Source organism: Bradyrhizobium sp. 192 (genome assembly GCF_023100965.1).
GTDB lineage: Bacteria > Pseudomonadota > Alphaproteobacteria > Rhizobiales > Xanthobacteraceae > Bradyrhizobium > Bradyrhizobium symbiodeficiens.
This window is the reverse complement of the sequence record NZ_CP064690.1, coordinates 2,498,862-2,519,544: the sequence shown is the minus strand read 5'-3', so window position 1 is coordinate 2,519,544 and position 20,683 is coordinate 2,498,862. Positions and strand designations below refer to the sequence as shown.

Here is a 20,683-nt window from a genome sequence, read left to right as displayed (position 1 = left end):
TGCCACAGACGTCTTGATCGCTGCGGCGGCCAGATGCAAGCAAGAAGAATGCCGTCTCGCCCTGCGACGGAAGCAGATCGGGGCTCAGCAGCGCCCGCGCTGCAGGCAATGCTCGCGACCCGGCTGATCGGTGCGGAAGGACTCGATGAAGCCGCCCTGGCGCTGGGTGACGAAGACCGTCTTGCCGTCGCTGCCGCCGAAGGCGAGATTGGTCGGCTCCTTGGCCTTCAGCGCGATCTCCCGCTCGACCGCGCCATTCGGCTTCATCAGCGCGATCGTGCCCTTGAGAATGCGCGCGACATAGAGCCGGCCGGCAATATCGGTGCGCAGTCCGTCGACGGTGTCGGGCTGAAACGCCTTGACGAGTTTTGCGGCAGAGAGCTCGCTGCCGTTGATCGCATAGGACCAGATCTGGCCGTTGCTGGATTCCCCGACATAGAGCGTCTTGCCGTCGGGGCTGAGATCGATGCCGTTGGTGGTGCCCATCGCACGCGGCGCCGACATGATCTGTCCCTGTACCGTACCGTCGGCGGCCTTCGCGATCCGCCAGATATGGCCTTCCCGGCCCTTCCAGTTCGGATCGCTCGCATAGATCGTGCCCTCGCGCGCGATCGTGATGTCGTTGGGCTGGTTCATCTCGTCGGAGTGAAACCAGAGAGACGGCTCGCTCGTCCCCTTCGCGATCGCGAAGATGTTGTGCTTCTTGTAGTCGGCGATGAACATGGTGCCGCTGCGATCGAAACGGATGGCGTTGCCGACACTGCCCTCGGGCAGCACCGTGAACGGCTCCGACGCGGTGCCACCGGCGGGCAGCCGACCGATGGTGCCGGGCTTGCCGAGATTGACCACGAACAAATTGCCCTCGAGGTCAGCCGCGGGACCCTCGATGCCATGAGTGTATTCGCCGGGAGGCGTCATCTGCGCGCTCTCGAACAGCTTCGTCTCTGCTCGGGCGGACGCCGTCGCAACGACGATGAGGACGCTACTGCACAGGCACCAGAAATTCCTGCCGGATGTAATAGCCATCGCCGTCGCTGCACTCGCCATTCAGATAGGGATCGGCCGGCCGGAAGAATCGGCTGAAGCCGGGTTTGTCTACAGCGTTCCTTTGTGTCACGACCACGACCTTCGCAGCCGGTATTTCGCCGCATTCCTTGCTGGTTTTGCCGAAGAACTTGCGCTGCGGTGGTCCCGGCTTGATCCGCATCCGTGTGCCCGGAACCATTGTCGCGACGAGCACATCCATGGTGTCGAGCAGCCGCGCGTAGCCGGGCTCGGCCTTCGGCAGGCCCTCGCCGCCCGGCGGCATCAGCTTCCCGGCGCCGAGACCGCGCAGCCGCGTGCGCAATCTACCGGCGCCGGGATCGCCGGGATAGATCCAGCCGTCCTGCGAAAGCATGAAGCGGAGCACCGCCGCGTCCTTCTCCGCCTCCGATAGGCCGCCCTTCAAACCAAAATCCGAATGGCAGCCGAGGCAATGCTTCTCGACGAGGCCTTTGCGCAGCGTGATCAGCCGGGCGTTGTTCTGCGCATCCCCAGCGACGAAAGCCTCGAGTTGGTCGATCATCGCCTGGCTGCGCATATCGCACGGCAGCGGTGGCGGCGGATCACCCGCGGCACGATCGATGCGGATCACCGTCTGGTTCTTGTCATCGACCAGCCAGATCGCGCCATCCTCGGCAACGATCATGCCGACGGGCGCACCTTGCGGCCGCGCGCCGTTGACGCGGTGCCAGCCTGCGATCAGCTCATCAAACGGCGCGGCGGCGACCTCGCCGGTGCCGGTCTGAAAGCTGCGCGCCGGATCGGCGGCGCAGCTGACGCGGTAACGCACCGGCGCCGGGGAAGGCTTGGGGAAACCATGGTCGTCGACATCATAGACGAGGACACGGCTGCCGGTCGGACGATAGCCGTGGAGACCGACCAGCAGCTTGCCCTCCAGCTCCGGGAATTTATTGCCGTGATAATAGAGCATCGCGAGCGGCACGCCGTGCGGCGGCACCAGCGAGAGCGGCGGCTTGTAGAGGGCGTTGGCGGTGCAGAGCGATTTGTAGACCCCGCCTTGAAGCACGTTTCTGAATTCCGGGCTCGGCGTCGACAGATCGTAGCAATAGGGCCAGCCATAATGCCTGCCCGGCTCGATCGCGTTGATCTCCTCGTTCGGCTTGAAGATATCCGGCAAGTCGCGGCTGTTCTCGCCTTGCAGGAAGGCGTAGCCGGCATCGGGAAAATTCGGATGCAGCGCCATCGCCATCGAGTTGCGCAAGCCCCTGGCATAGACGACGTGCGGCGGATGAGGATCCTTCGGTGTCAATGCCGGAAAAACGCCGCTCGCTGGCGGTGTGAATAGCCAGATCGACGCCATTGCGAACGCTCCCTCGGCCGCGGCACAAGGCTTTCTGATCGGCGCCGGCGTGACGCAGTCGTCGCTGTGCGAGCCGACATTGACGAAGAGCCGCCCGTTTTTGTCGAAGACGAACTGCTTGAGCGGATGTGCGCTTTCCTCGACCTTTGTGCCGTCGGGCAGCGTGATCCGGCGGCCCGGCATGTGACGGATGATGGTCTCGACCGTGCCGCGCGGATTGTCGGCGAGCGGATCGAAGCGGAAGATTGTCTCGGCGGTCGAGGCGTACAGCTTCCTGTCCGGCCCGATCGCCAGGCCGAACGGATATTCGATGCCGGTCAGCAATTCCTTGAACCGCTGCCCCGGGACCGCGCGCGGATCGAGCAGCAGCAGCCGTCCATCACTGTGGCCCCAGCCGCCCATGTCGGCCACCACGAACAGCTCGCGGCCGGGCACCTGGACGATCGCACGCGGAAATTTGAGGCGATCCTCTTCGCTGGCGACGAGGCCGGCGCAAAATCCGGCCTTCATGTCGATCTGGATCCTGGGAAAAGCGAGATCGCCGCTGCCGCAGGTTTCCGCGCCGATCGCATAGCCGCTGCGGCGGAGCGGCTCCGACGCCGCCGCAGCGGTGAGCCCAAGCAGCGCCGCCAAGATCCCTGCACATGCGCGCAAGCTTCGGCGTTCGCGCCTGGATGTGAAGTAGCTCACGGCATCTCCTCAGACTTCCCGCGAAAAGCTGTTCCATGCCGCCCGAACGCAGTCCAGTCGAACATCACTCGTCTGTGATTAAACCTCTAACGACCTCTGGGCCGACCAATCTCCGTAGATTCCCTCACCGGGATCGACCCGAATGTTTCACGAAGGCTTCGGGTGGTATCGAATTGCCATCCAAGTTGCTGCCGCCAGGAGGCGCATATGGTCCAGGTCTATTTTCACTGCTCCAACACTGAGGGCACGCTGATCGACCGCTACGGCGCCGCCGTCTCCAATCTCACCGAGGCGCGCGACCGCGCCTCCCAAATCATGCGGTCGATGATCCTGACGCCCAGCAACGAAGACTGGCGCGACTGGGTGATCCACGTCAGCGACGACGACGGCGAAGAGATTTTCGATCTGCCCTTCACCGCCATGCTCGGCAAGCCGCATTGAGGTGATGCCATGTTGATCGCGTCACTAAGCCTGTTCCGCCAGCCGCTGAGCTTCGTCGCCGCCAAATGGCAGACGCTGATCCGGGTCGCCGGCAACCCCTACCGCCCCGAGCTGCACTATATGCGCGGGCCGGGCCCCAAATGGCGCGCAAAGTATCAGGCCAGCCGGCTGAACCGCTCGCTCTAAGCGCGGGTTCGTCGCTTTGACCTCCGTCGTCATGGCCGGGCTTGTCCCGGCCATCTACGTTTTTGGACGTGGGTCAAAGACGTGGATGCCCGGGACAAGCCAGGACAAGCCCGGGCATGACGAGTAGGGCAAGCGCCCCCAAACTCACTTCCCCGTAAACTTCGCCGTGCGTTTCTCGACAAAAGCGTTGCGCCCCTCGATCGCGTCGGCGCTCTTGCGGACCACCGCCTGAAGCTCGATTTCCCTGCGGAACTGAGCCTCGTAGGTCGCATGCTCGCTCTCCTCGACGAGCAGGCGCGTTGCCACCAAGGCGCGCGTCGGGCCCTCGGCCAGACGCCGCGCCAACGTCAGCGCTTCCTCCATCAGCTTCGCGTCGTCGACGACCTGCCGCACCAGGCCGATCTCTTGGGCGTGTTCGGCCGTCAGCGGCTCGTTCAGCAACATCAGCTCGAGCGCGCGCTGGCGGCCGATCAGCCGCGGCAGCAGCCAGGTCGAGCCGAGATCCGGCACCAGCGCGATGCGGCTGAACACCTGGATGAAGCTCGCCGACCGCGCCGCGACGATCATGTCGCCCGCCATCGCCAGGCTGAAGCCGCCGCCGGCCGCCACGCCGTTGACGGCGACGACAACGGGCACGCGGCATTCGCGCAGCGCCTCGAAGGCGGGCCAGTAGAACCGCATGACGCCGGCCGCAATATCCTCACCCAGCGCTTCCGACGCCTTCAAATTCTGTCCTGAGCAAAAGCCGCGCCCCGCGCCGGTGAGGATCAGGGCTCGAATACCCTCGTCCTGCGACATCTCGCCGATGGCGGCGGCGAGCGCGCCGAGCAGGTCCGGCGTCATCGCGTTCAGGCTCGCCGGCTCGTCCAGCGTCAGGATTCCGACCGTGCCATCCCGCGCCTGTTTCACACCAGCCATGTCGCGCCTCCCTTTGGATTTTCTCGTTGGCGGCAATGTGCCATCCTTCGCAACGCCCGCCAATGCTGAGCTTTCGCGCCAGCACGGCAATGCCAAAACAACAGAGATCAAGACGACATCATGCCTCATCAGTTCAGCCTCAACCAAACCGTCCGCAAACCCGCCGTCACATCCAAGGGCGGCATCGTCGCCTCGCAGTCGCGGCGGGCGGCCGAAGTGGGCGCGCAGGTGCTGGCGGCGGGCGGCGACTGCGTGGACGCCGTCGTGGCGACCACCATGGCCCTGAACGTGCTGGAGCCCTGGAACAGCGGTATCGGCGGCGGCGGTGCGATGGTGCTCTACCGCGCCAAGGAAAATCGCACCGAGGTGATCGACTACGGCATGTCCGCGCCGCAGAGTCTGCGCGCTGCCGATTATCCGCTCAGCGGCGCCGGCGCGGCCTCCGATCTCTTCCCCTGGCCGCGGGTGAAGGACGATCGCAACATCCACGGCCCCGGTTCGATCGCGGTGCCCGGCGTCGTCGCCGGGATGGAAGAGGCGCATCGCCGCTACGCCAAGATGCCCTGGAAGGATCTGGTCACGCCGGCAGCCACGCTTGCCGGCGAAGGCCTGCTTGTCGATTGGTGGACCACGGGGACGATCTCCGGCTCGGCCGCCGATCTCAGGCGCTATCCCGCCAGCGCGGCGGCGTTCCTGAAGGACGGGCTGCCACCGAGCGCGCCATGGGGCATCAAGGCCGAGACGCGACTGCCGCAGGACACGCTGAAAGCGACGCTGTCGCATCTCGCCGAGGCCGGACCGCGCGATTTCTACCAGGGCGATCTCGCCAGGAGCATCGCCTCCGACATCAAGGCCGATGGCGGTTCGCTGTCGGTCGAGGACCTCGCCGCCTTCCGCGCGCATTTGCGCGAGCCGCTGGCGATCCCGTATCGCGACGGCAAGGTGTATGCGACGCCCGAGCTCACGGCCGGCCCCACCATGGCACACGCGCTGCGCCTGTTGCAGCAGAGCCTGAAGCCGGGAAGTGCGCCGGACGCGGCCGCCTATGTCGAATATGCCCTCGCTCTGCAGGCGGCCTTCCGCGAGCGGCTCAAGGACATGGGCGATGCCGACGGCAAACGCTCGCTCGGTGCCGAATATCTGGCGCCCGCCTGCACCACGCATTTCTCCGTGGTCGACCGCCACGGCAACATCGCGGCGGTGACGCAGACGCTGCTGTCGTCGTTCGGCTCGAGATATGTGACGCCGCACACCGGCATCGCGATGAACAACGGCATCATGTGGTTCGATCCGACGCCGGGCACCACCAATTCGCTCGCGCCCGGCAAGCGCTGCCTCTGCAACTACACGCCCGTCATCGCAGAGACGAAGGACGGCAAGCGGCTCGCTGTCGGCGCCTCCGGCGGCCGCCGCATCCTGCCATCGGTGATGCAGCTGGTCTCCTTTGCGATGGATTTCGGCATGGATCTCGATGCCGCCATCCACCAGCCGCGCATCGACGCCAGCGAAGGCGCGGTGGTGATCGGCGATGCTCGCCTGCCGGAGGACGTCCGCAAAGCCCTTGCCGCGCGCTTCGACTATGAAGAGACCCGCGTGCAGGCTTTGCCGCAGAAATTCGCTTGCCCGAGCGTGGTGATGCGCGACGGCGCCGTCAATTCCGGCGCGGTCGAGATCTTCCATCCCTGGGCGGATGCGGTGACGGAAGGCTGAATATTCGGGAAACTCGGTCCGACCACGGGCGCTGCTTTACCTCTCCCGCAAGCGGGAGAGGGAGCGCGCCTGCTTCCTAGCAGCGACGATGATCCAATCGCGCGCTAAATCCCCAACCGGTCCCGCACCCGCCCCGCGATCACGGCGGTCGTCACACCCACCGGCCAGAACGCATGCATCGGGATCGGCTTGATGCCGGTGATGGGCATGTCGATCTCGGCCCTGGCGCCGCCGATCAGCCGTCGCGCCAGCTGCGCCCCCATCGCGGTCGCGAGCGCGACGCCGCGGCCGTTGCAGCCGAGCGAGATCAGGATGTTTTCGGCCGGCTCATGCACATGGGGATAGTGATCCCCGGTGATGGCGAGGCGGCTGTTCCAGCCGTGCGTCCAGGAGACGCCCCTGAGCTGCGGCCATAGCCGCTCTGCATACCGCATGAGATAGGCGACGTCGTGCGGCGACTTGATCCAGCGCATCGGGCCGCGGCCGCCCATCAACAGACGGTTGTTCTGATCGATGCGGTAATAGACCGTGATGTGACCGCTCTCGTAGAGCACGGGACGCGTCGGCATGATGGAGCGGGCCACCGCGTCGGAGAGCGGCGCCGTGGCGGCGATCGAGGAGAACACCGGCACGATGGTGCGGCGGAGCGCCGGCCAGAGATCGTCGGTAAAGCCGTTGGTGGCGAGCAGGACCTTGTCGGCATGCACCACCGCCCGCGGCGTCTCGATGCGCCAGCGCGAGCCCTCACGGCGCAGCGACAGCGCCGGCGTCTCGCCATGCACCTTCGCGCCGGCCGAGATCGCCGCACGCGCGAGACCGCGGGCGTAGCTGAGCGGATGCAGATCGCCGCCGCGCGCGTCCAGCATGGCGCCGATGTAGCGGTCGGTGCCGGTCATCTCGCGGAGCTGCTCGCGGTTCAGATAGGTCACCGGCATGCCGCGGCGGATGCATTGCTGCGCCGTCGTCTCGATCGCGGCGGCACTGGCCTCGTTGTAGGCCGCACGCAGCGTCCCGTTCTGGCGCGCCTCGCACGGGATCTGATAGCGGCGGATCAGCTCGTGCGTGAAATTCGTGGTGCCGTAGGAGAACGCGATCATGCGGCGGCCGAGGTCCGCGCCGAAATCGGCCTCGATCTGATCAGGGTCGTGCTTCAGTCCGGGATTGGTGTGGCCGCCATTGTTGCCGGATGCGCCCCAACCCGGCTCCTGCGCCTCCAGCACCAGCGCGTCGACGCCCTGCTCGGCCAGATGCAACGCGGTGGAGAGGCCTGTGTAGCCGCCGCCGATGATCGCGACGGCGACATTCCTGTCGACATCGAGCGGCGGCGTGGCGACCGGCGCGACGGCGGTGTCGGCATAGAGCGAGGGCGGCAGAGGCAGGCGCGTCATATCGAGAACCGGTCAGAGCGGATGCAGCACGCGCCGCAAGAAATCCTGCGTGCGCGGATGCTGGGGTTGGTTGAGCAGCGCCTTGGCCGGCCCCTGCTCGACGATGATTCCGCCGTCGATGAACAGCACACGGTCGGCAACGTCGCGGGCAAAGCCCATCTCGTGGGTGACGACCACCATGGTCATGCCGTCGTCGGCGAGCTTGCGCATCACACCGAGCACGTCGCCGACCAGTTCAGGGTCGAGCGCCGAGGTCGGCTCGTCAAACAGGATCGCCTTGGGCTGCATCGCGAGCGCTCGCGCGATCGCGACGCGCTGCTGCTGCCCGCCGGAGAGCTGGGGCGGATGCGCGTCGGCCTTTTCCGCGAGCCCCACCTGCGCAAGCAGCGCGCGGCCGCGCTCGAGCGCCTGCGCGCGGGATTCCTTCTTGACGTAGAGCGGCCCCTCGATGACGTTTTCGAGCGCCGTGCGGTGCGGAAACAGGTTGAAGCGCTGGAACACCATCGAGACCTGGGTGCGAACCTTCACGATCGATGGCGCATCGCGATCGACCTTCAGACCTTCGACGCTGATCTCGCCGCGGTCGTAGCTTTCGAGCCCGTTGATGCAGCGCAGGATCGTCGACTTGCCCGAGCCAGAAGGGCCGATGACGCAGACCACCTCGCCCTTCTGTACGGACGCCGTGATGCCCTTGAGCACCTCGTTCGCGCCAAAGCTCTTGTGGACGTCGTTGAGCTCGATCATTTCTTGCCGGCCCGCTTCTCGAAATGACGAACCAGCAGGATCAGCGGGATGCTCATGGTGAGATACATCAGCGCCACCATCGTGAACACGTTGGTGTTCTTGAAGGTCGAGGACGCGATCAGCTTGCCTTGAAGCGCGAGCTCGGCGACCGTGATGGTCGAGGCCTGCGAGGAATCCTTCAGCATCATGATCATGACGTTGCCGTAGGGCGGTAGCACGATCCGCACGGCTTGCGGCAACACCACGCGGCGCATGGTCAGCCACCAGCCCATGCCGATCGACTGCGCCGCCTCGATCTGGCCCTTGTCGATCGCCTCGATGCCGGCGCGGAAATTCTCGGCCTGATAGGCCGAATAGGCGATGCCGAGCCCGAGGATCGCGGCTTGCAGCGCCGACAGCGTGACGCCGAGATCGGGCATCACGAAGTAGAGGTAGAACAACAGCACGATGATCGGGATGCCGCGGATCACGTTGATCAGGCTGGCGCTGAGCAGCGACAACGCCTTGATGCCGGAGACCCGCATCATCGCCCAGATCAGGCCGAGCACCGTCGATAGCAGCAGCGAGCCGATGGTGACGACGATCGTCAGCACGACGCCGCTCATCAGGATCGGAAAGAACTCGACGGCGTCGTGCCAGAAGCCTTTCATCGGCAAGCCTTCACTAAAGAGCCTTCATCGATCCGGCGCTTCCGATCAGCCCTGAGCCTTCAGGCCCCATTTGCCGAGGATCTTGTCGATGGTGCCGTTGGCCTTGAGCTTCGCCAGCGACGCGTTGATCTTGCCGAGTAGCGCGGCCTCGCCCTTGCGCACGCCGATGCCGACCGAGCCGACGGTGACGGGCTTGTAGCCGTCGACGAGACGAACCTCGGGGAAGCCGCCCTGCTTCAGATTGTAGGCGAGGATCGGATAGTCGGCGTAGCCGGCCTTGAGGCGGCCGGTGTTCACGTCGCGCAGGATGTCGGGGATGGTATCGTAGGCCTTGACGTCGGCGAACAGCCCGGACTTCTTCAGCGCATCGACGAAGGCGGTGCCGACCTGCGCGCCGACCGTCTCGCCCTTCAGATCGTCCTGCGTGGCATAGGCCTTGGTGTCGGCCTTCGGAACCACCAGGCCCTCGCCGTAGGTGTAGATCGGATCGGAGAAGTCGACGACCTCCTTGCGCGGCGCCGTGATGAACATCGCGGCCGCGATGATGTCGATCTTGCTCGACGTCAGCGACGGGATCAGCGCCGAGAACTGCATCGGCTCGATCTGCACGTTGAAGCCGGCATCCTTGCCCACTTCCGTGACGAGATCGACCATGATGCCCTGGATGGTGTTGGTCTTGGTGTCGAGGAAGGTGAAGGGAATGCCCGTCGGCGTCGAGCCGACCTTCAGCACCTGTTGCGCCGAGGCCGGCGCCACGGCTGCAATTGCGAGCGCCGCGACCGCGGCCAGACCAAAACGCTTCAACGCCATCGCATTCCCCTTTGGGTCCGGCCGATGCGGCGCCCCGCAAATGTCGTCATCGCAGACGTTGCGGGCCGAGCCGTTTCGGCCTATTTTCACCAATATGAAAATTTGGTCACACTTTCGTGGGTGATGCAAGTGGTTTTCATGCACATGAAGGAAGCGGTTTGACGTGAGCGGTGGCAAGAGAATGCGCAAACCGGCCGCCGCGAAAGCGGTGAAGAAGAACAAGGCTGGCGCGAAGCCGGCGGAGCCGGCAATGGACGTCGCCGTCGGCCGCCGCATCCGCGATCTCAGGCGTGTCAGGAAATTTTCGCTGGAGACAGTCGCGGCGCGCACCTCACTATCGATCGGTTTCCTCAGCCAGATCGAGCGCGGCCTGTCGTCGCCGTCGCTTCGCGTGCTGGCGACGCTCGCCGACGTGCTCGGCGTCGGCATCGCCGCATTGTTCGGCGCGAGCCCGAGCGCCGACGGCACCTCCGACCAGGTGGTGACGCGCGGGCTGCAGCGGCCCGAGCTGAAGCTCTGGCGCACCGGCGTGTCGAAGCAATTGCTGAGCCCGGCCAACGCCGACAACAAGCTCAATCTGTTCCTGGTGCATCTGGAGCCCGGCGGCTCCACCGGCGACGAGCTCTACACCCATGACGGCGAGGAAGCCGGCCTCGTGCTCGAAGGCGAGATGCTGCTGACAGTGGACAGCGAGACGTGGTCGCTGAAGACCGGCGACAGCTTTCGCTTTGCGAGCCGAAGGCCGCACCGGTTTTCAAATCCGGCCGAGGACGCGAAGGCCGTGGTGCTGTGGGTGAATTGCGTGACGGGGGCGGGGTAGCTCTGTTGCCGTCATTCCGGGGGGCGTCGAAGAGGCGAACCCGGAATCTCGAGATTCCGGGTTCGATGCTTCGCATCGCCGCGGAATGACAGCATCAATCACCCGAATCGGTGATTGTACCGGTCCACCGTCAGCGCGCTGACGTCGATGTCCGGCTTCTTGCCCGACAGCATGTCGGCGAGCACGCGCGCCGAGCCGCAGGACATAGTCCAGCCGAGCGTGCCGTGGCCGGTGTTGAGGTGGAGATTGGCGTATGGTGTCGGACCGATCACGGGCGGGCCGTCCGGCGTCATCGGACGCAGGCCGCTCCAGAACGTCGCCTTGGAGAGATCGCCGCCGCGCGGAAACAGGTCGGTCAGCGAATGATCCAGCGTGGCGCGGCGCGCATCATAGAGCCTGGTCGAGAAGCCCGAGATTTCGGCGGTACCGCCGACGCGGATGCGATCGCCGAGACGGGTGATCGCGACCTTGTAGCTCTCGTCCATCACGGTGGATTCCGGCGCGCCGGAGGCGTCCTTGATCGGCACCGTAATCGAATAGCCCTTCACTGGATAGACCGGCAGCGAAACGCCGAGCGGCGCGGCCATCTGCGACGAATAGCTGCCGAGCGCGAGCACGTAAACGTCGGCCTGCAACATCCCGGCACTGGTCGCGACACCGCTGACGCGCGCGCCCTCGGTGACGATGCGATCGATGCCGGTGTTGAACATGAAGCGGACGCCTAGCGCCTCGGCATGCTTGGCCAGCGCCTGCGTGAACATGTGGCAGTCGCCGGTCTCGTCCTGCGGCAGGCGGAGCCCGCCGACGAATTTTTCCTTCACGCCTGCGAGCGCAGGCTCGACCGCGATGCAGCCTTCGCGGCTCAACGTCTCGTAGGGCACTCCATATTGCTTGAGCACGGCGATGTCCTCAGCCGTGCCGTCGAGCTGCGCCTGGTAACGGAACAGCTGCAGCGTGCCTTGCGAGCGCTCGTCATACTGAATGCCGATGTCACGGCGCAGGTCGCGCAGGGAATCGCGACTGTATTCCGCGATCGGGATCATCCGGCTCTTGTTGACCGCATAACGCGCGCTGGTGCAGTTGCGCAGCATCTTGAGCAGCCAGACCCACATCACGGGATCGAGCTTCGGCCGGATCACCAGCGGGCCGTGCTTCATCAGGAGCCACTTCACCGCCTTCACCGGCACGCCGGGCCCGGCCCAGGGAGAGGAATAGCCGGGCGAGACTTCGCCGGCATTGGCAAAAGACGTCTCCAGTGCCGGCTCGGGCTGGCGGTCGACGACCGTCACCTCATGGCCGGCACGCGCAAGGTAGTAGGCAGAGGTGACACCGATGACACCGCTGCCGAGGATCAGAACTTTCACGCTTGGTCAAACTCCCGCGGCATCACGCTCGCCGCTGCAAGGAAACAACTCGCAACGGCGAGAGCAATTATCAGGCCACCCGCTTGATGGCGTCACCCAGGATCGAGACGATATCGTCGATGTGGCTCTTCTCGACGATGAGGGGCGGCGACAGCGCGAACGAGTCGCCGCTCATGCGGAAGTAGAGCCCGCGATTGAAGCAGTCGACCATGACGTCGTAGCCACGCGCACCGACCGCGCCGTCGCGCGGCGAGAGCTCGACCGCGCCCATCAGCCCGCAATTGCGGATGTCGATGACGTTGGGCAGGCCTTTCAGCGAATGCAGCGCATCGCGCCAATATTCGGCAATCGAGGCACCGCGCGTCAGCAGGCCCTCGTCCTTGTAGATGTCGAGCGTCGCGATACCGGCGGCGCAGGCGGTGGGATGCGCCGAATAGGTGTAGCCGTGGAACAGCTCCATGACGTTTTCCGGGCCGATCATCATGGCGTCATGCACCTTGCGATGCGCAAACACCGCGCCGCAGGGAATGGTGCCGTTGGTGATGCCCTTGGCGGTCGTCATCATATCAGGCGTGACGCCAAAGAAATTGGCGGCGAACGGCGTGCCGAGACGTCCGAAGCCGGTGATGACCTCGTCGAAGATCAGCAGAATGCCGTGCTTGTCGCAGATCTCGCGCAGGCGCTGCAGATAGCCCTTCGGCGGCGGCAGCACCGCGGTCGAACCCGGCACCGGCTCGACGATGACGGCGGCGATGGTCTCGGCACCGTGCAGGGCCACCAGACGCTCGAGATCGTCGGCGAGCTCGGCGCCATGCTCGGGCTGGTCCTTGGCGAAGGCGTTGCGGGTGAGATCGTGAGTGTGGCGAATATGGTCGACGCCTGGCAGCAGGGTCGTGAAGGCGCGGCGATTGGCGACCATCCCGCCGACCGAGGTGCCGCCGAAGCCGACGCCGTGATAGCCGCGCTCGCGGCCGATCAGACGGGTGCGGCTCGCCTGGCCGTTGGCACGGTGATAGGCGAGCGCGATCTTCAGCGCGGTGTCGACCGACTCGGAGCCGGAATTGGTGAAGAAGATGCGGTCGAGGCCCTTCGGCGCGATCTCGGCGAGCCGCTCGGCGAAGTCGAACGCCAGCGGATGGCCCATCTGGAAAGACGGCGCGAAGTCCAGCGTCATGAGCTGGCGCTCGACCGCGGCGGCGATCTGCTTGCGGCCATGGCCGGCATTGACGCACCACAGGCCGGCGGAGCCGTCGATCACCTTGCGGCCGTCGACGGTGGTGTAGTGCATGCCCTCGGCCGACGAGAACAGCCGCGGCGCCTTCTTGAACTGCCGGTTGGCCGTGAACGGCATCCAGAACGAGTCGGTCTTGATAGTGTTCGGAATCTGATGAAGGGTCACGGCCGCGCTCCTTTGCTGACTGGATAGCAGAGGCACGGCTTCAGAACCGCAACAAGTCCTTTTCTCGCAACCTGCAAGCCATTGATTTTACTGGGGCTGCCGGTCCATATTTGCGCGATCCGCAACACCTGCAACAGGGACCAGGGGTATGAGCGTCGACATCGGTGGACGGCTGCGATTCATCCGGGCGCACCACAAGCTGTCGCAGCGCGAGCTCGCCAAGCGCGCCGGGGTCACCAATTCGACGATCTCGCTGATCGAATCCAACCAGATGAACCCGTCGGTCGGCGCCCTCAAGCGCATCCTCGACGGCATCCCAATGGGGCTCGCCGAGTTCTTCGCGCTGGAGCCGGAGTCGCGGCGCAAGATCTTCTATCGCGCCGAGGAGCTGACCGAAGTCGGCAAGAAGCCGATCTCGTATCGCCAGGTCGGCGACAATCTGTTCGGCCGCAGCCTGCAGATCCTGAAGGAGTGCTACGAGCCCGGCAGCGACACCGGGCGCGTCCACCTCGTCCATGACGGCGAGGAAGGCGGCATCGTGATCTCGGGCAAGCTCGAAGTCACCGTCGAGGACGAGCGGCGCATCCTCAATCCCGGCGACGCCTATTATTTCGAGAGCCGCCGCCCACACCGCTTCCGCTGCGTCGGCGGCAAGCCCTGCGAGGTGATTTCGGCCTGCACGCCGCCAACGTTCTGAAGCACGATCAGTCACATCCGGAAAGTTACGGGCGGCCACCGGTATCTTACGGTGGTTGAGCCATCTCAATTTCTGCGCGCCGGACCTCTATATATTACGAACCGTAGCCGAGCAGCCTGGCTTAGAGGTGCTGAGGTTATGGCCCCGGGCTCCTAGGCACTCCGGGGCCGCTTCGTAACAGGGCTCGCGCATGAAGACCACACTCGCCAATGCGGAAGCCGCGCTCGACGAAGTCCAGCGCGACACCGACAAGCTCCATTCGCGCGAGCTGCGCAAGGCCATCGCGAAATACATCGAAGCGCAGAGAGAGCAGATCAAGACTCTCCGCAGGATGATGAACTGATCGGCCGCCGCGGAGCGAGCAGGCCTCGCCCGCCTGCCGCCTCAACGCTGCGTCAGCAACTCCTCGATCCGGATCGGAAATTTGCGCACCCGCACGCCGGTCGCATGCCAGACCGCGTTCGCGACCGCACCGGCACTGCCGGTGATGCCGATCTCGCCGACGCCCTTGATGCCGAGCGCGTTGACGTGCGGGTCGTGCTCCTCGACGGTGATGACGTCGAGCGGCGGCACATCGGCATTCACGGGGACATGGTACTCGCCGAGATCGGCGTTCATGATCCGCCCGCTACGCTTGTCGGTGACGGCCTCCTCGTGCAGCGCAAAGGATAGGCCCCAGATCATGCCGCCGAAGAGCTGGCTTTGCACCATGCGCGGGTTGACGATCCGCCCGGCCGCAAAGGCCCCGACCATGCGGCTGACACGGACCTGGCCGAGCTCGGGATCGACCTTCACCTCCGCAAACACCGCGCCATGGGCATGCATCGCATATTCCTGCATCGCCGCAGGGTTCGGCGCGCCGGTACCGCGCGCCTCGACTTCGGCGACGCCGGCTCGCGCGAGGATCTCGGCGTAGCTCTCGCCGCGGCTCTCGTCGTCGCGCCGGATCAACCGGCCGTCGCGCGCAATCACGCCGGTATTGCCGGCGCCGAACAGCGGTGATCGCTCGTCGCCGGTGGCGAGATCGGCGAGCTTCGCGATCACGGCCGCGCCGGCGCTGTGGATCGCCGCACCCGCGGTTGCCGTGTGCGCCGAGCCGCCGGCAATGCCGGCATCGGGCAAATCGGACGTACCGGCCTTGAACGCGACGCGGTCGATATCGAGGCCGACGGCGTCGGCGGCGATCTGGGCCAGTGCCGTCCAGGCACCCTGCCCCATGTCGTGTGCACCGATCTCCATCACGCCCGAGCCGTCGCGGCGGATCGCCGCGCGCGCTTCGGCCTGGAACATCAGCGCCGGGAAGGTCGCCGTGCCCATGCCCCAGCCCACCAGCAGTCCGGCATCGTCGCGCATCTGCCGCGGCTGCAACGGACGCTTCGTCCAGCCGAAGCGCGCCGCGCCCTGGTCGTAACAGGCTCGCAGCGCCTTCGACGAGAACGGCTTCCCCGTGATCGGCTCGATTTCGGCGTAGTTCTTCAGGCGAAAGGCGAGCGGATCGATGCCGCAGGCCCAGGCCATCTCGTCGATCGCGCTCTCCAACGCGATCGAGCCGGTCGCCTCGCCCGGTGCGCGCATGAACAGCGGCGTGCCGGTGTTGACGCGTACGGCATCGTGGGAGGTGCGGATCGCGGGCGCCGCATAGAGCGTGTGCGAGGCATCGGCCGCGGGCTCGTAGAAATCGTCGAACGTGCTCGACACGGTCCGCGCATGGTGATCGAGCGCGGTCAGACGTCCCTCTCCGTCGGCGCCGATGCGCAGGCGCTGGCGCGTCGGCGCGCGATGGCCGACCGGGCCATACATCTGCTCGCGGCGCAGCACCAGCTTGACCGGCTTGCCGACCAGCTTGGCCGCCATGATGCCGAGCACCGGCGGCCCCGCCATCAATCCCTTGGAGCCGAAGCCACCGCCGAGGAAGGGGCTGCGGATGTGAATCTTGTCGTGGGCGATGCCGAACAGCTCGGCGACGCGCGCCAGCGACAGCATCAGGCCCTGGGTCGGCATGTCGATCTGCAGATTGTCGCCATCCCAGTGAGCCACGATCGCATGCGGCTCCATGGCGTTGTGATATTGCGGCGGCGTCTCGTAGGTCGCGTCGATCTGCTTTTCGGCCGAGGCAAGGCCCGCCTCGACATCGCCGCGGTGATTTTCGGTGGGGTTGCCGACGCCGACGACCGGTGGCACATAACCCTCGCCGGCATCGAGGCCGACCAGCGCGGGCAGCGTCTCGTAACGCGGCGCCAGCAGCACCGCACCTTCCGTCGCAGCTTCAAGCGTCTCGGCGATCACGACCGCGATCGGCTGATTGGCGTAGCGCACCTCGTTGCTCTGCAGCACCTCCATCCGGAACACGAACGGATTGGTCTTGATCTCCGGGTCGATCGCAAGCTGCGGCTTGTGGTCCGGTGTCATGACATCGACGACGCCGGGATGGCGTTTTGCGGCGGCGACATCGAGCGAGGTCACGCGGCCATGCGCGATGCCGGCCACGGCGATCACGGCGAACAGCATGCCGGGCGGATGATTGTCGGCGGCATAGGTCGCCTGCCCCGTGACCTTGAGGACGCCGTCACGGCGGGTCAGCGGCTGGCCGATGTTCGAGCCGTGCCGCAAATGGGCGGGCGCGCTGGTCAGGTTGAGCTCAGGCATGGATGGCTCCTGATGTCGAGGCAAAGGGAGAGGCCGGCAGTGCGGGCAGGCGCGCGGGCGTGCCGGCGGCAGCGAGGGTCAGCGCGCGCACGACGATGCGGCGTGCGAGCTCGATCTTGAAGGCGTTGTCGCCGGACGGCTTTGCGTCGGTGAGCGCACGCCAGGCGGCTTCCTGGAAGGCATCGGCCGTGGGCGCGACGCCCTTGAGCACGTCCTCCGCAGCGCGGGCACGCCAAGGCTTTGCGGCGACGCCGCCGAGCGCAAGCCGTGCTTCCGCGATCCTGCCGTTCTCGATCCGCAACGCAGCAGCGGCCGAGACCATCGCGAAGGCGTAGGAGGTGCGCTCGCGAACCTTGAGGTAGCGCGCATGCGAGGCAAATTCACGCGCGGCCTTCGGCAGGCGAACCGCGACGATGAGATCGCCGGGCTCGAGCGCGGACTCCCGCTCGGGCGTATCGCCGGGCAGGCGATGCAGCTCGTCGAGCGCGATCTCGCGCCGGCCACCCCGGCCCTCGATCTCGACGACGGCACCGAGCGCGACCAGCGGGACGCAGAAATCGGAGGGATGGGTGGCAATGCAGCTCTCGCTCCAGCCGAGCACGGCGTGCGTGCGGTTCTCGCCGCCGCGGGCGTCGCAGCCGCTGCCGGCCTTGCGCTTGTTGCAGCGGCTGGCGGTGTCGTAGAAATACGCACAGCGCGTCCGTTGCAGGAGATTGCCGCCGACAGTCGCGGCATTGCGCAACTGCGCGGATGCCCCGGAGAGAAGGGCTTCGGCGACGGCGGGATAGGACCTTGCGAAGTCCGCATCATGCGCGAGATCGGCATTGCTGACGAGCGCGCCGATGCGCAACGACCCGTCGGCGAGGCGCTCGATCGCGTCAAGTCCCTCGATATGCGTGACGTCGACCAGACGATCCGGACGGCTGATATTGCCCTTCATCAGATCGAGCAGATTGGTGCCGGCGGCGAGATAGACGGCGCCCGGCTGGGCCGCTGCAGCAACCGCTTCAGTGACGGTGGCGGGCCTGACATAATCGAACCGTTTCATGCCGAGCGCCTCTGGTTGGTTTCGTCCATCTGTCCTTGCGCCTCGAGCACGGCATCGACGATGCCGGCATAGGCGCCGCAGCGGCACAGATTGCCGCTCATGCATTCGCGGATGCGCTCGGGATCGTTGCCGGCCTGCGCCTCCTGAATCATGCCGATCGCGCTCATGACCTGGCCGGGCGTACAGAAGCCGCACTGAAATCCGTCATGGGCGATGAAGGCGGCCTGCACCGGGTGCAACTGGTCGCCGCGCGCGACACCCTCGATGGTGAGGATGTCGGCGCCGTCATGACTGATCGCGAGCGCGAGGCAGGAGTTGATGCGCTTGCCGTCGACCAGGATGGTGCAGGCGCCGCATTGGCCGCGATCGCATCCCTTCTTGGTTCCGGTGAGATGAAGGCGCTCACGCAAGAGATCGAGCAGCGTGACGCGCGGATCGTCGAGGACGAAGTCGCGCCGCGCACCGTTCACGGTGAGGCTGATGGAGTGGTTCATACAAGGCTCCGATCAGATTTGGACATGAGTGATCGCGCAGCGCGCCACCGCCGTGGCCGCCGTCGATATGCTGGCCAGGCAGAAGCCGGCCAACATCCAGTCGAAGATACGGAGGCACCCTCCGCTTAACAAGGGCCGCCGAGAAATATTTGGAATTCGTCAAAAGCCCGTGCGCCACCAACGCGATGCAGTCCGGCAGGGTTCAACAAGGGTTCAATCTAACCAATTCGTGATCTACATTGCTCGCATGGACGACCACGCCGACCAGACCCGGAAGCCCCGCGCCGACGCCGTGCGCAATCGCGAGCGTGTGCTCGAGGCCGCGAAAACCGTGTTCAACGCGGGCGGCCCGGAGGCCAGCCTGGAGGCGGTGGCAAAACGCGCCGGGGTCGGCATCGGCACACTCTATCGGCATTTCCCCACACGCGAGGATCTATTCGAGGCGGTGTACCGGCGCGAGGTCGAGCAGCTCAGCGAGCTTGCCGAGCATCTGCGAAGCGCCCAGGACCCGGTCGACGCGCTCCGCCGCTGGCTGCGCTCCGCGGTCGAATTCGTTGCTACGAAAAAAGGCATGTCGGCCGCGCTGGCGCTGACTTATCAGAGCTCGTCGGAGCTCGCGGCGTTCTCGATGGACCGACTGACCAAGGCGATCGGCTCGCTGCTCGCGCGCGCGGTGGAGGCCGGCCAGATGCGGGCCGATGTCAGCCCGGAAGACCTGCTCAGGGCCCTGATCGGCATGTGCTACATGCACGATCAGCCCGGCTGGCAATCCTCGGTGCTGCGCATGCTCGACGTGTTCGTGGACGGCTTGCGGATGCAGCCTGTCATGAAAGCCAGGGTACGCGCTGCCGCCAAGCCCGCCAAACCGGCTGCAAAGCTGAAGCGATAGCGTCACCCTGTCAGGATCGGCCTCAGTGCCTCGCGGTGATGCACGATGAAGTCGAAGAAAGCGGCGATCCGCGGCACACGCCTGAGATCGGGATGCGTCAGGATGCGCCAGCTTCGCGTCAATTCCGGAATCGGGCCAAGGACGCGCACGAGATCGGCTTCGGCATCGCCGAGCGCGACGGGAAGCGGACCGACGCCGACGCCGGACTTGATCGCGGAAACGAGGCCAAGCACGCTGTTGACGCGCGCAGCCATCTGGGCATTGGGCGCGACCTCCTTCAGCCATTTGACCGCGCGATGCTTGGCAAGGGATTCATCCAGCCCGACCAGCAAATGAGGCGTGAGGTCCTCGACACGATCCGGGCTGCCGTGCCGGTCAAGATAGTCACGGCTGGCGTGAACCGCCCAGATCGACTCGGCGATCTTGCGCCCGACCAGCTCGTCGTCGGTATCGCCCGAGCGAAAAGCGATGTCGACCTCGCCCTTCGACAGGTCGAGATAGCCGTCGCTCATTACGAATTCGACCCGCAACGAAGGATGCAGCGTGTGAAAGTCACCGATGAGCCCGGATTGGATGAGCCGGGCCACGACCGGCTCGGGACAGGTGACGCGGATCACGCCCTTCATGTCTTGCTCCGCGTCAGCCGTCCGACGGCGGAAGTCGTCGATGGTGGTTTCGACCCGCTCGGCATAGGGCAGCATGATGTGACCGAACTCGGTGAGACGATAGCCGCTCGGCTGACGCGTCACCAGCGCGCGGCCGAGCCTCCGCTCCAGCTCCTCGAGCCGCCGGTGCACGGTCGACTGGCTGAGGCCGAGCGCCTTGCCGGCGGCAATGGTGCTGCCGTGCCGCGCGACCGCCAGGAAAAATTTGAGGTCGTTCCAGTCGAACATGGAGCGATTATGCACTTCTGCGGCCGCCGGCCGCAATGTTGCGGCTGCCGGGCCTGAACGACGGCACCTAGGCTGATGCCTTCAGCAACTTTTCAATGGAGATTTTAAATGCGCCCCCATTTCGCTCTCGGCGCCGTAATCGTTCTGGGATGGTCGGCCGCTGCCACCGCGCAGGACCATGGGACACAGGGTGTCGCCAAACCGAATCTGGTGCTTCAACAAGTGGTTGAAGGCTTGCCGAAGGACGAGAAGCAGTCCGTGCGGGTGATGACCGCGTCGTTCAAGCCGGGCGACAAGACGGTCTATCATACCCACCGCTTTCCGGTGACCGTCTACGTGCTGGAAGGCGCCTTCACACTCGAACTCGAAGGCAAGCCGCCGCTGACGGTCAAGGCCGGCGAGGCATTGGTGGAACCGCCGAACGTGGCGATGACCGGCTACAATCGGACAACCGGGGAGACCAGGGTCGTGATTTTCTATGTCAGCGCGGTCGACACGCCCTTCCTCGACCCGCTGTCACACTAGAGCAGA

The 20,683-nt window shown here is 65.6% G+C and carries 21 protein-coding genes; 8 read left to right on the top strand and 13 right to left on the bottom strand.

All coding sequences use genetic code 11. The features are described from left to right. Positions 1–84 precede the first annotated feature (84 nt). Together IVB24_RS11440 and IVB24_RS11435 are read right to left on the bottom strand one after the other, a co-directional pair. The gene (locus IVB24_RS11440) at positions 85–1,026 is read right to left on the bottom strand and encodes an SMP-30/gluconolactonase/LRE family protein (protein ID WP_247772893.1); all 942 of its coding nucleotides are present in this window, start codon (positions 1,024–1,026) and stop codon (positions 85–87) included. Beyond that, on the bottom strand, positions 983–3,055 hold the full coding sequence (locus tag IVB24_RS11435; RefSeq protein ID WP_247772892.1) for a PQQ-dependent sugar dehydrogenase: 2,073 nt from the start codon (positions 3,053–3,055) through the stop codon (positions 983–985). The genes IVB24_RS11440 and IVB24_RS11435 overlap by 44 nt, the downstream gene beginning before the upstream one ends. Before the next feature lie 207 nt (positions 3,056–3,262). Between IVB24_RS11435 and IVB24_RS11430 the strand changes: the two genes are divergently transcribed. After that, a complete protein-coding gene (locus IVB24_RS11430) occupies positions 3,263–3,496 on the top strand; it encodes a hypothetical protein (protein ID WP_094973683.1) in 234 nt (77 codons plus the stop codon). Between the two features lie 9 nt (positions 3,497–3,505). Beyond that, positions 3,506–3,682 carry a hypothetical protein gene (locus tag IVB24_RS11425; protein ID WP_162848625.1) on the top strand — a complete coding sequence of 59 codons (177 nt, stop codon included), beginning with the start codon at positions 3,506–3,508 and terminating at the stop codon, positions 3,680–3,682. Between the two features lie 144 nt (positions 3,683–3,826). Here the strand turns inward: IVB24_RS11425 and IVB24_RS11420 are convergent, their stop codons facing one another. Further along, entirely contained in the window at positions 3,827–4,600 is a 774-nt protein-coding gene (locus tag IVB24_RS11420) for an enoyl-CoA hydratase-related protein (protein ID WP_247772891.1), read from the bottom strand. A gap of 120 nt (positions 4,601–4,720) precedes the next feature. On the opposite strand from IVB24_RS11420, the gene IVB24_RS11415 reads away from it, so the two are divergent. Continuing rightward, entirely contained in the window at positions 4,721–6,310 is a 1,590-nt protein-coding gene (locus tag IVB24_RS11415) for a gamma-glutamyltransferase (protein ID WP_247772890.1), read from the top strand. 104 nt (positions 6,311–6,414) lie between these two features. Here IVB24_RS11415 and IVB24_RS11410 read toward each other — a convergent pair whose 3' ends face one another. The 4 genes from IVB24_RS11410 to IVB24_RS11395 are packed head-to-tail and all read right to left on the bottom strand — an operon-like array spanning position 6,415 to position 9,902. Then, on the bottom strand, positions 6,415–7,698 hold the full coding sequence (locus IVB24_RS11410) for an FAD-binding oxidoreductase (RefSeq protein ID WP_247772889.1): 1,284 nt from the start codon (positions 7,696–7,698) through the stop codon (positions 6,415–6,417). A gap of 12 nt (positions 7,699–7,710) precedes the next feature. Further along, complete coding sequence (locus IVB24_RS11405; RefSeq protein ID WP_094973679.1) at positions 7,711–8,442, bottom strand: amino acid ABC transporter ATP-binding protein; 732 nt, start codon at positions 8,440–8,442, stop codon at positions 7,711–7,713. Beyond that, positions 8,439–9,092 carry an amino acid ABC transporter permease gene (locus tag IVB24_RS11400; protein WP_094895200.1) on the bottom strand — a complete coding sequence of 218 codons (654 nt, stop codon included), beginning with the start codon at positions 9,090–9,092 and terminating at the stop codon, positions 8,439–8,441. The genes IVB24_RS11405 and IVB24_RS11400 overlap by 4 nt, the downstream gene beginning before the upstream one ends. 45 nt (positions 9,093–9,137) lie before the next feature. After that, positions 9,138–9,902 carry an ABC transporter substrate-binding protein gene (locus tag IVB24_RS11395; protein ID WP_247772888.1) on the bottom strand — a complete coding sequence of 255 codons (765 nt, stop codon included), beginning with the start codon at positions 9,900–9,902 and terminating at the stop codon, positions 9,138–9,140. A gap of 181 nt (positions 9,903–10,083) precedes the next feature. On the opposite strand from IVB24_RS11395, the gene IVB24_RS11390 reads away from it, so the two are divergent. Next, positions 10,084–10,722, top strand: a complete 639-nt coding sequence (locus IVB24_RS11390; protein WP_247772887.1) for an XRE family transcriptional regulator — start codon at positions 10,084–10,086, stop codon at positions 10,720–10,722. 98 nt (positions 10,723–10,820) lie between these two features. Here IVB24_RS11390 and IVB24_RS11385 read toward each other — a convergent pair whose 3' ends face one another. Both IVB24_RS11385 and IVB24_RS11380 read right to left on the bottom strand, forming a co-directional pair. Continuing rightward, the gene (locus IVB24_RS11385; protein WP_247772886.1) at positions 10,821–12,086 is read right to left on the bottom strand and encodes a D-amino acid dehydrogenase; all 1,266 of its coding nucleotides are present in this window, start codon (positions 12,084–12,086) and stop codon (positions 10,821–10,823) included. Positions 12,087–12,156: 70 nt separating this feature from the next. Further along, positions 12,157–13,485, bottom strand: coding sequence for an aspartate aminotransferase family protein (locus tag IVB24_RS11380; protein ID WP_162308383.1), 1,329 nt, complete (start codon positions 13,483–13,485; stop codon positions 12,157–12,159). A gap of 148 nt (positions 13,486–13,633) precedes the next feature. Here IVB24_RS11380 and IVB24_RS11375 point away from each other — a divergent pair, with 148 nt between their 5' ends. Together IVB24_RS11375 and IVB24_RS11370 are read left to right on the top strand one after the other, a co-directional pair. After that, the gene (locus IVB24_RS11375) at positions 13,634–14,182 is read left to right on the top strand and encodes a cupin domain-containing protein (RefSeq protein ID WP_094973674.1); all 549 of its coding nucleotides are present in this window, start codon (positions 13,634–13,636) and stop codon (positions 14,180–14,182) included. 190 nt (positions 14,183–14,372) lie between these two features. After that, on the top strand, positions 14,373–14,525 hold the full coding sequence (locus IVB24_RS11370) for a hypothetical protein (RefSeq protein WP_162848624.1): 153 nt from the start codon (positions 14,373–14,375) through the stop codon (positions 14,523–14,525). Between the two features lie 41 nt (positions 14,526–14,566). Here IVB24_RS11370 and IVB24_RS11365 read toward each other — a convergent pair whose 3' ends face one another. The 3 genes from IVB24_RS11365 to IVB24_RS11355 are packed head-to-tail and all read right to left on the bottom strand — an operon-like array spanning position 14,567 to position 18,370. Beyond that, entirely contained in the window at positions 14,567–16,828 is a 2,262-nt protein-coding gene (locus IVB24_RS11365) for a xanthine dehydrogenase family protein molybdopterin-binding subunit (RefSeq protein ID WP_247772885.1), read from the bottom strand. Then, positions 16,821–17,876: a xanthine dehydrogenase family protein subunit M gene (locus IVB24_RS11360; protein WP_247772884.1), complete on the bottom strand. Its 1,056-nt coding sequence runs from the start codon at positions 17,874–17,876 to the stop codon at positions 16,821–16,823. The genes IVB24_RS11365 and IVB24_RS11360 overlap by 8 nt, the downstream gene beginning before the upstream one ends. Then, the gene (locus IVB24_RS11355) at positions 17,873–18,370 is read right to left on the bottom strand and encodes a 2Fe-2S iron-sulfur cluster-binding protein (RefSeq protein WP_247772883.1); all 498 of its coding nucleotides are present in this window, start codon (positions 18,368–18,370) and stop codon (positions 17,873–17,875) included. Before IVB24_RS11355 ends, IVB24_RS11360 begins: the two co-directional genes overlap by 4 nt. A gap of 247 nt (positions 18,371–18,617) precedes the next feature. On the opposite strand from IVB24_RS11355, the gene IVB24_RS11350 reads away from it, so the two are divergent. Further along, a complete protein-coding gene (locus IVB24_RS11350) occupies positions 18,618–19,259 on the top strand; it encodes a TetR/AcrR family transcriptional regulator (protein WP_247774072.1) in 642 nt (213 codons plus the stop codon). A 2-nt stretch (positions 19,260–19,261) separates the two neighbouring features. Here IVB24_RS11350 and IVB24_RS11345 read toward each other — a convergent pair whose 3' ends face one another. Beyond that, the gene (locus tag IVB24_RS11345) at positions 19,262–20,152 is read right to left on the bottom strand and encodes a LysR family transcriptional regulator (protein ID WP_247772882.1); all 891 of its coding nucleotides are present in this window, start codon (positions 20,150–20,152) and stop codon (positions 19,262–19,264) included. Between the two features lie 108 nt (positions 20,153–20,260). Here IVB24_RS11345 and IVB24_RS11340 point away from each other — a divergent pair, with 108 nt between their 5' ends. Beyond that, positions 20,261–20,677, top strand: coding sequence for a cupin domain-containing protein (locus IVB24_RS11340; RefSeq protein ID WP_247772881.1), 417 nt, complete (start codon positions 20,261–20,263; stop codon positions 20,675–20,677). Positions 20,678–20,683: the final 6 nt, after the last annotated feature.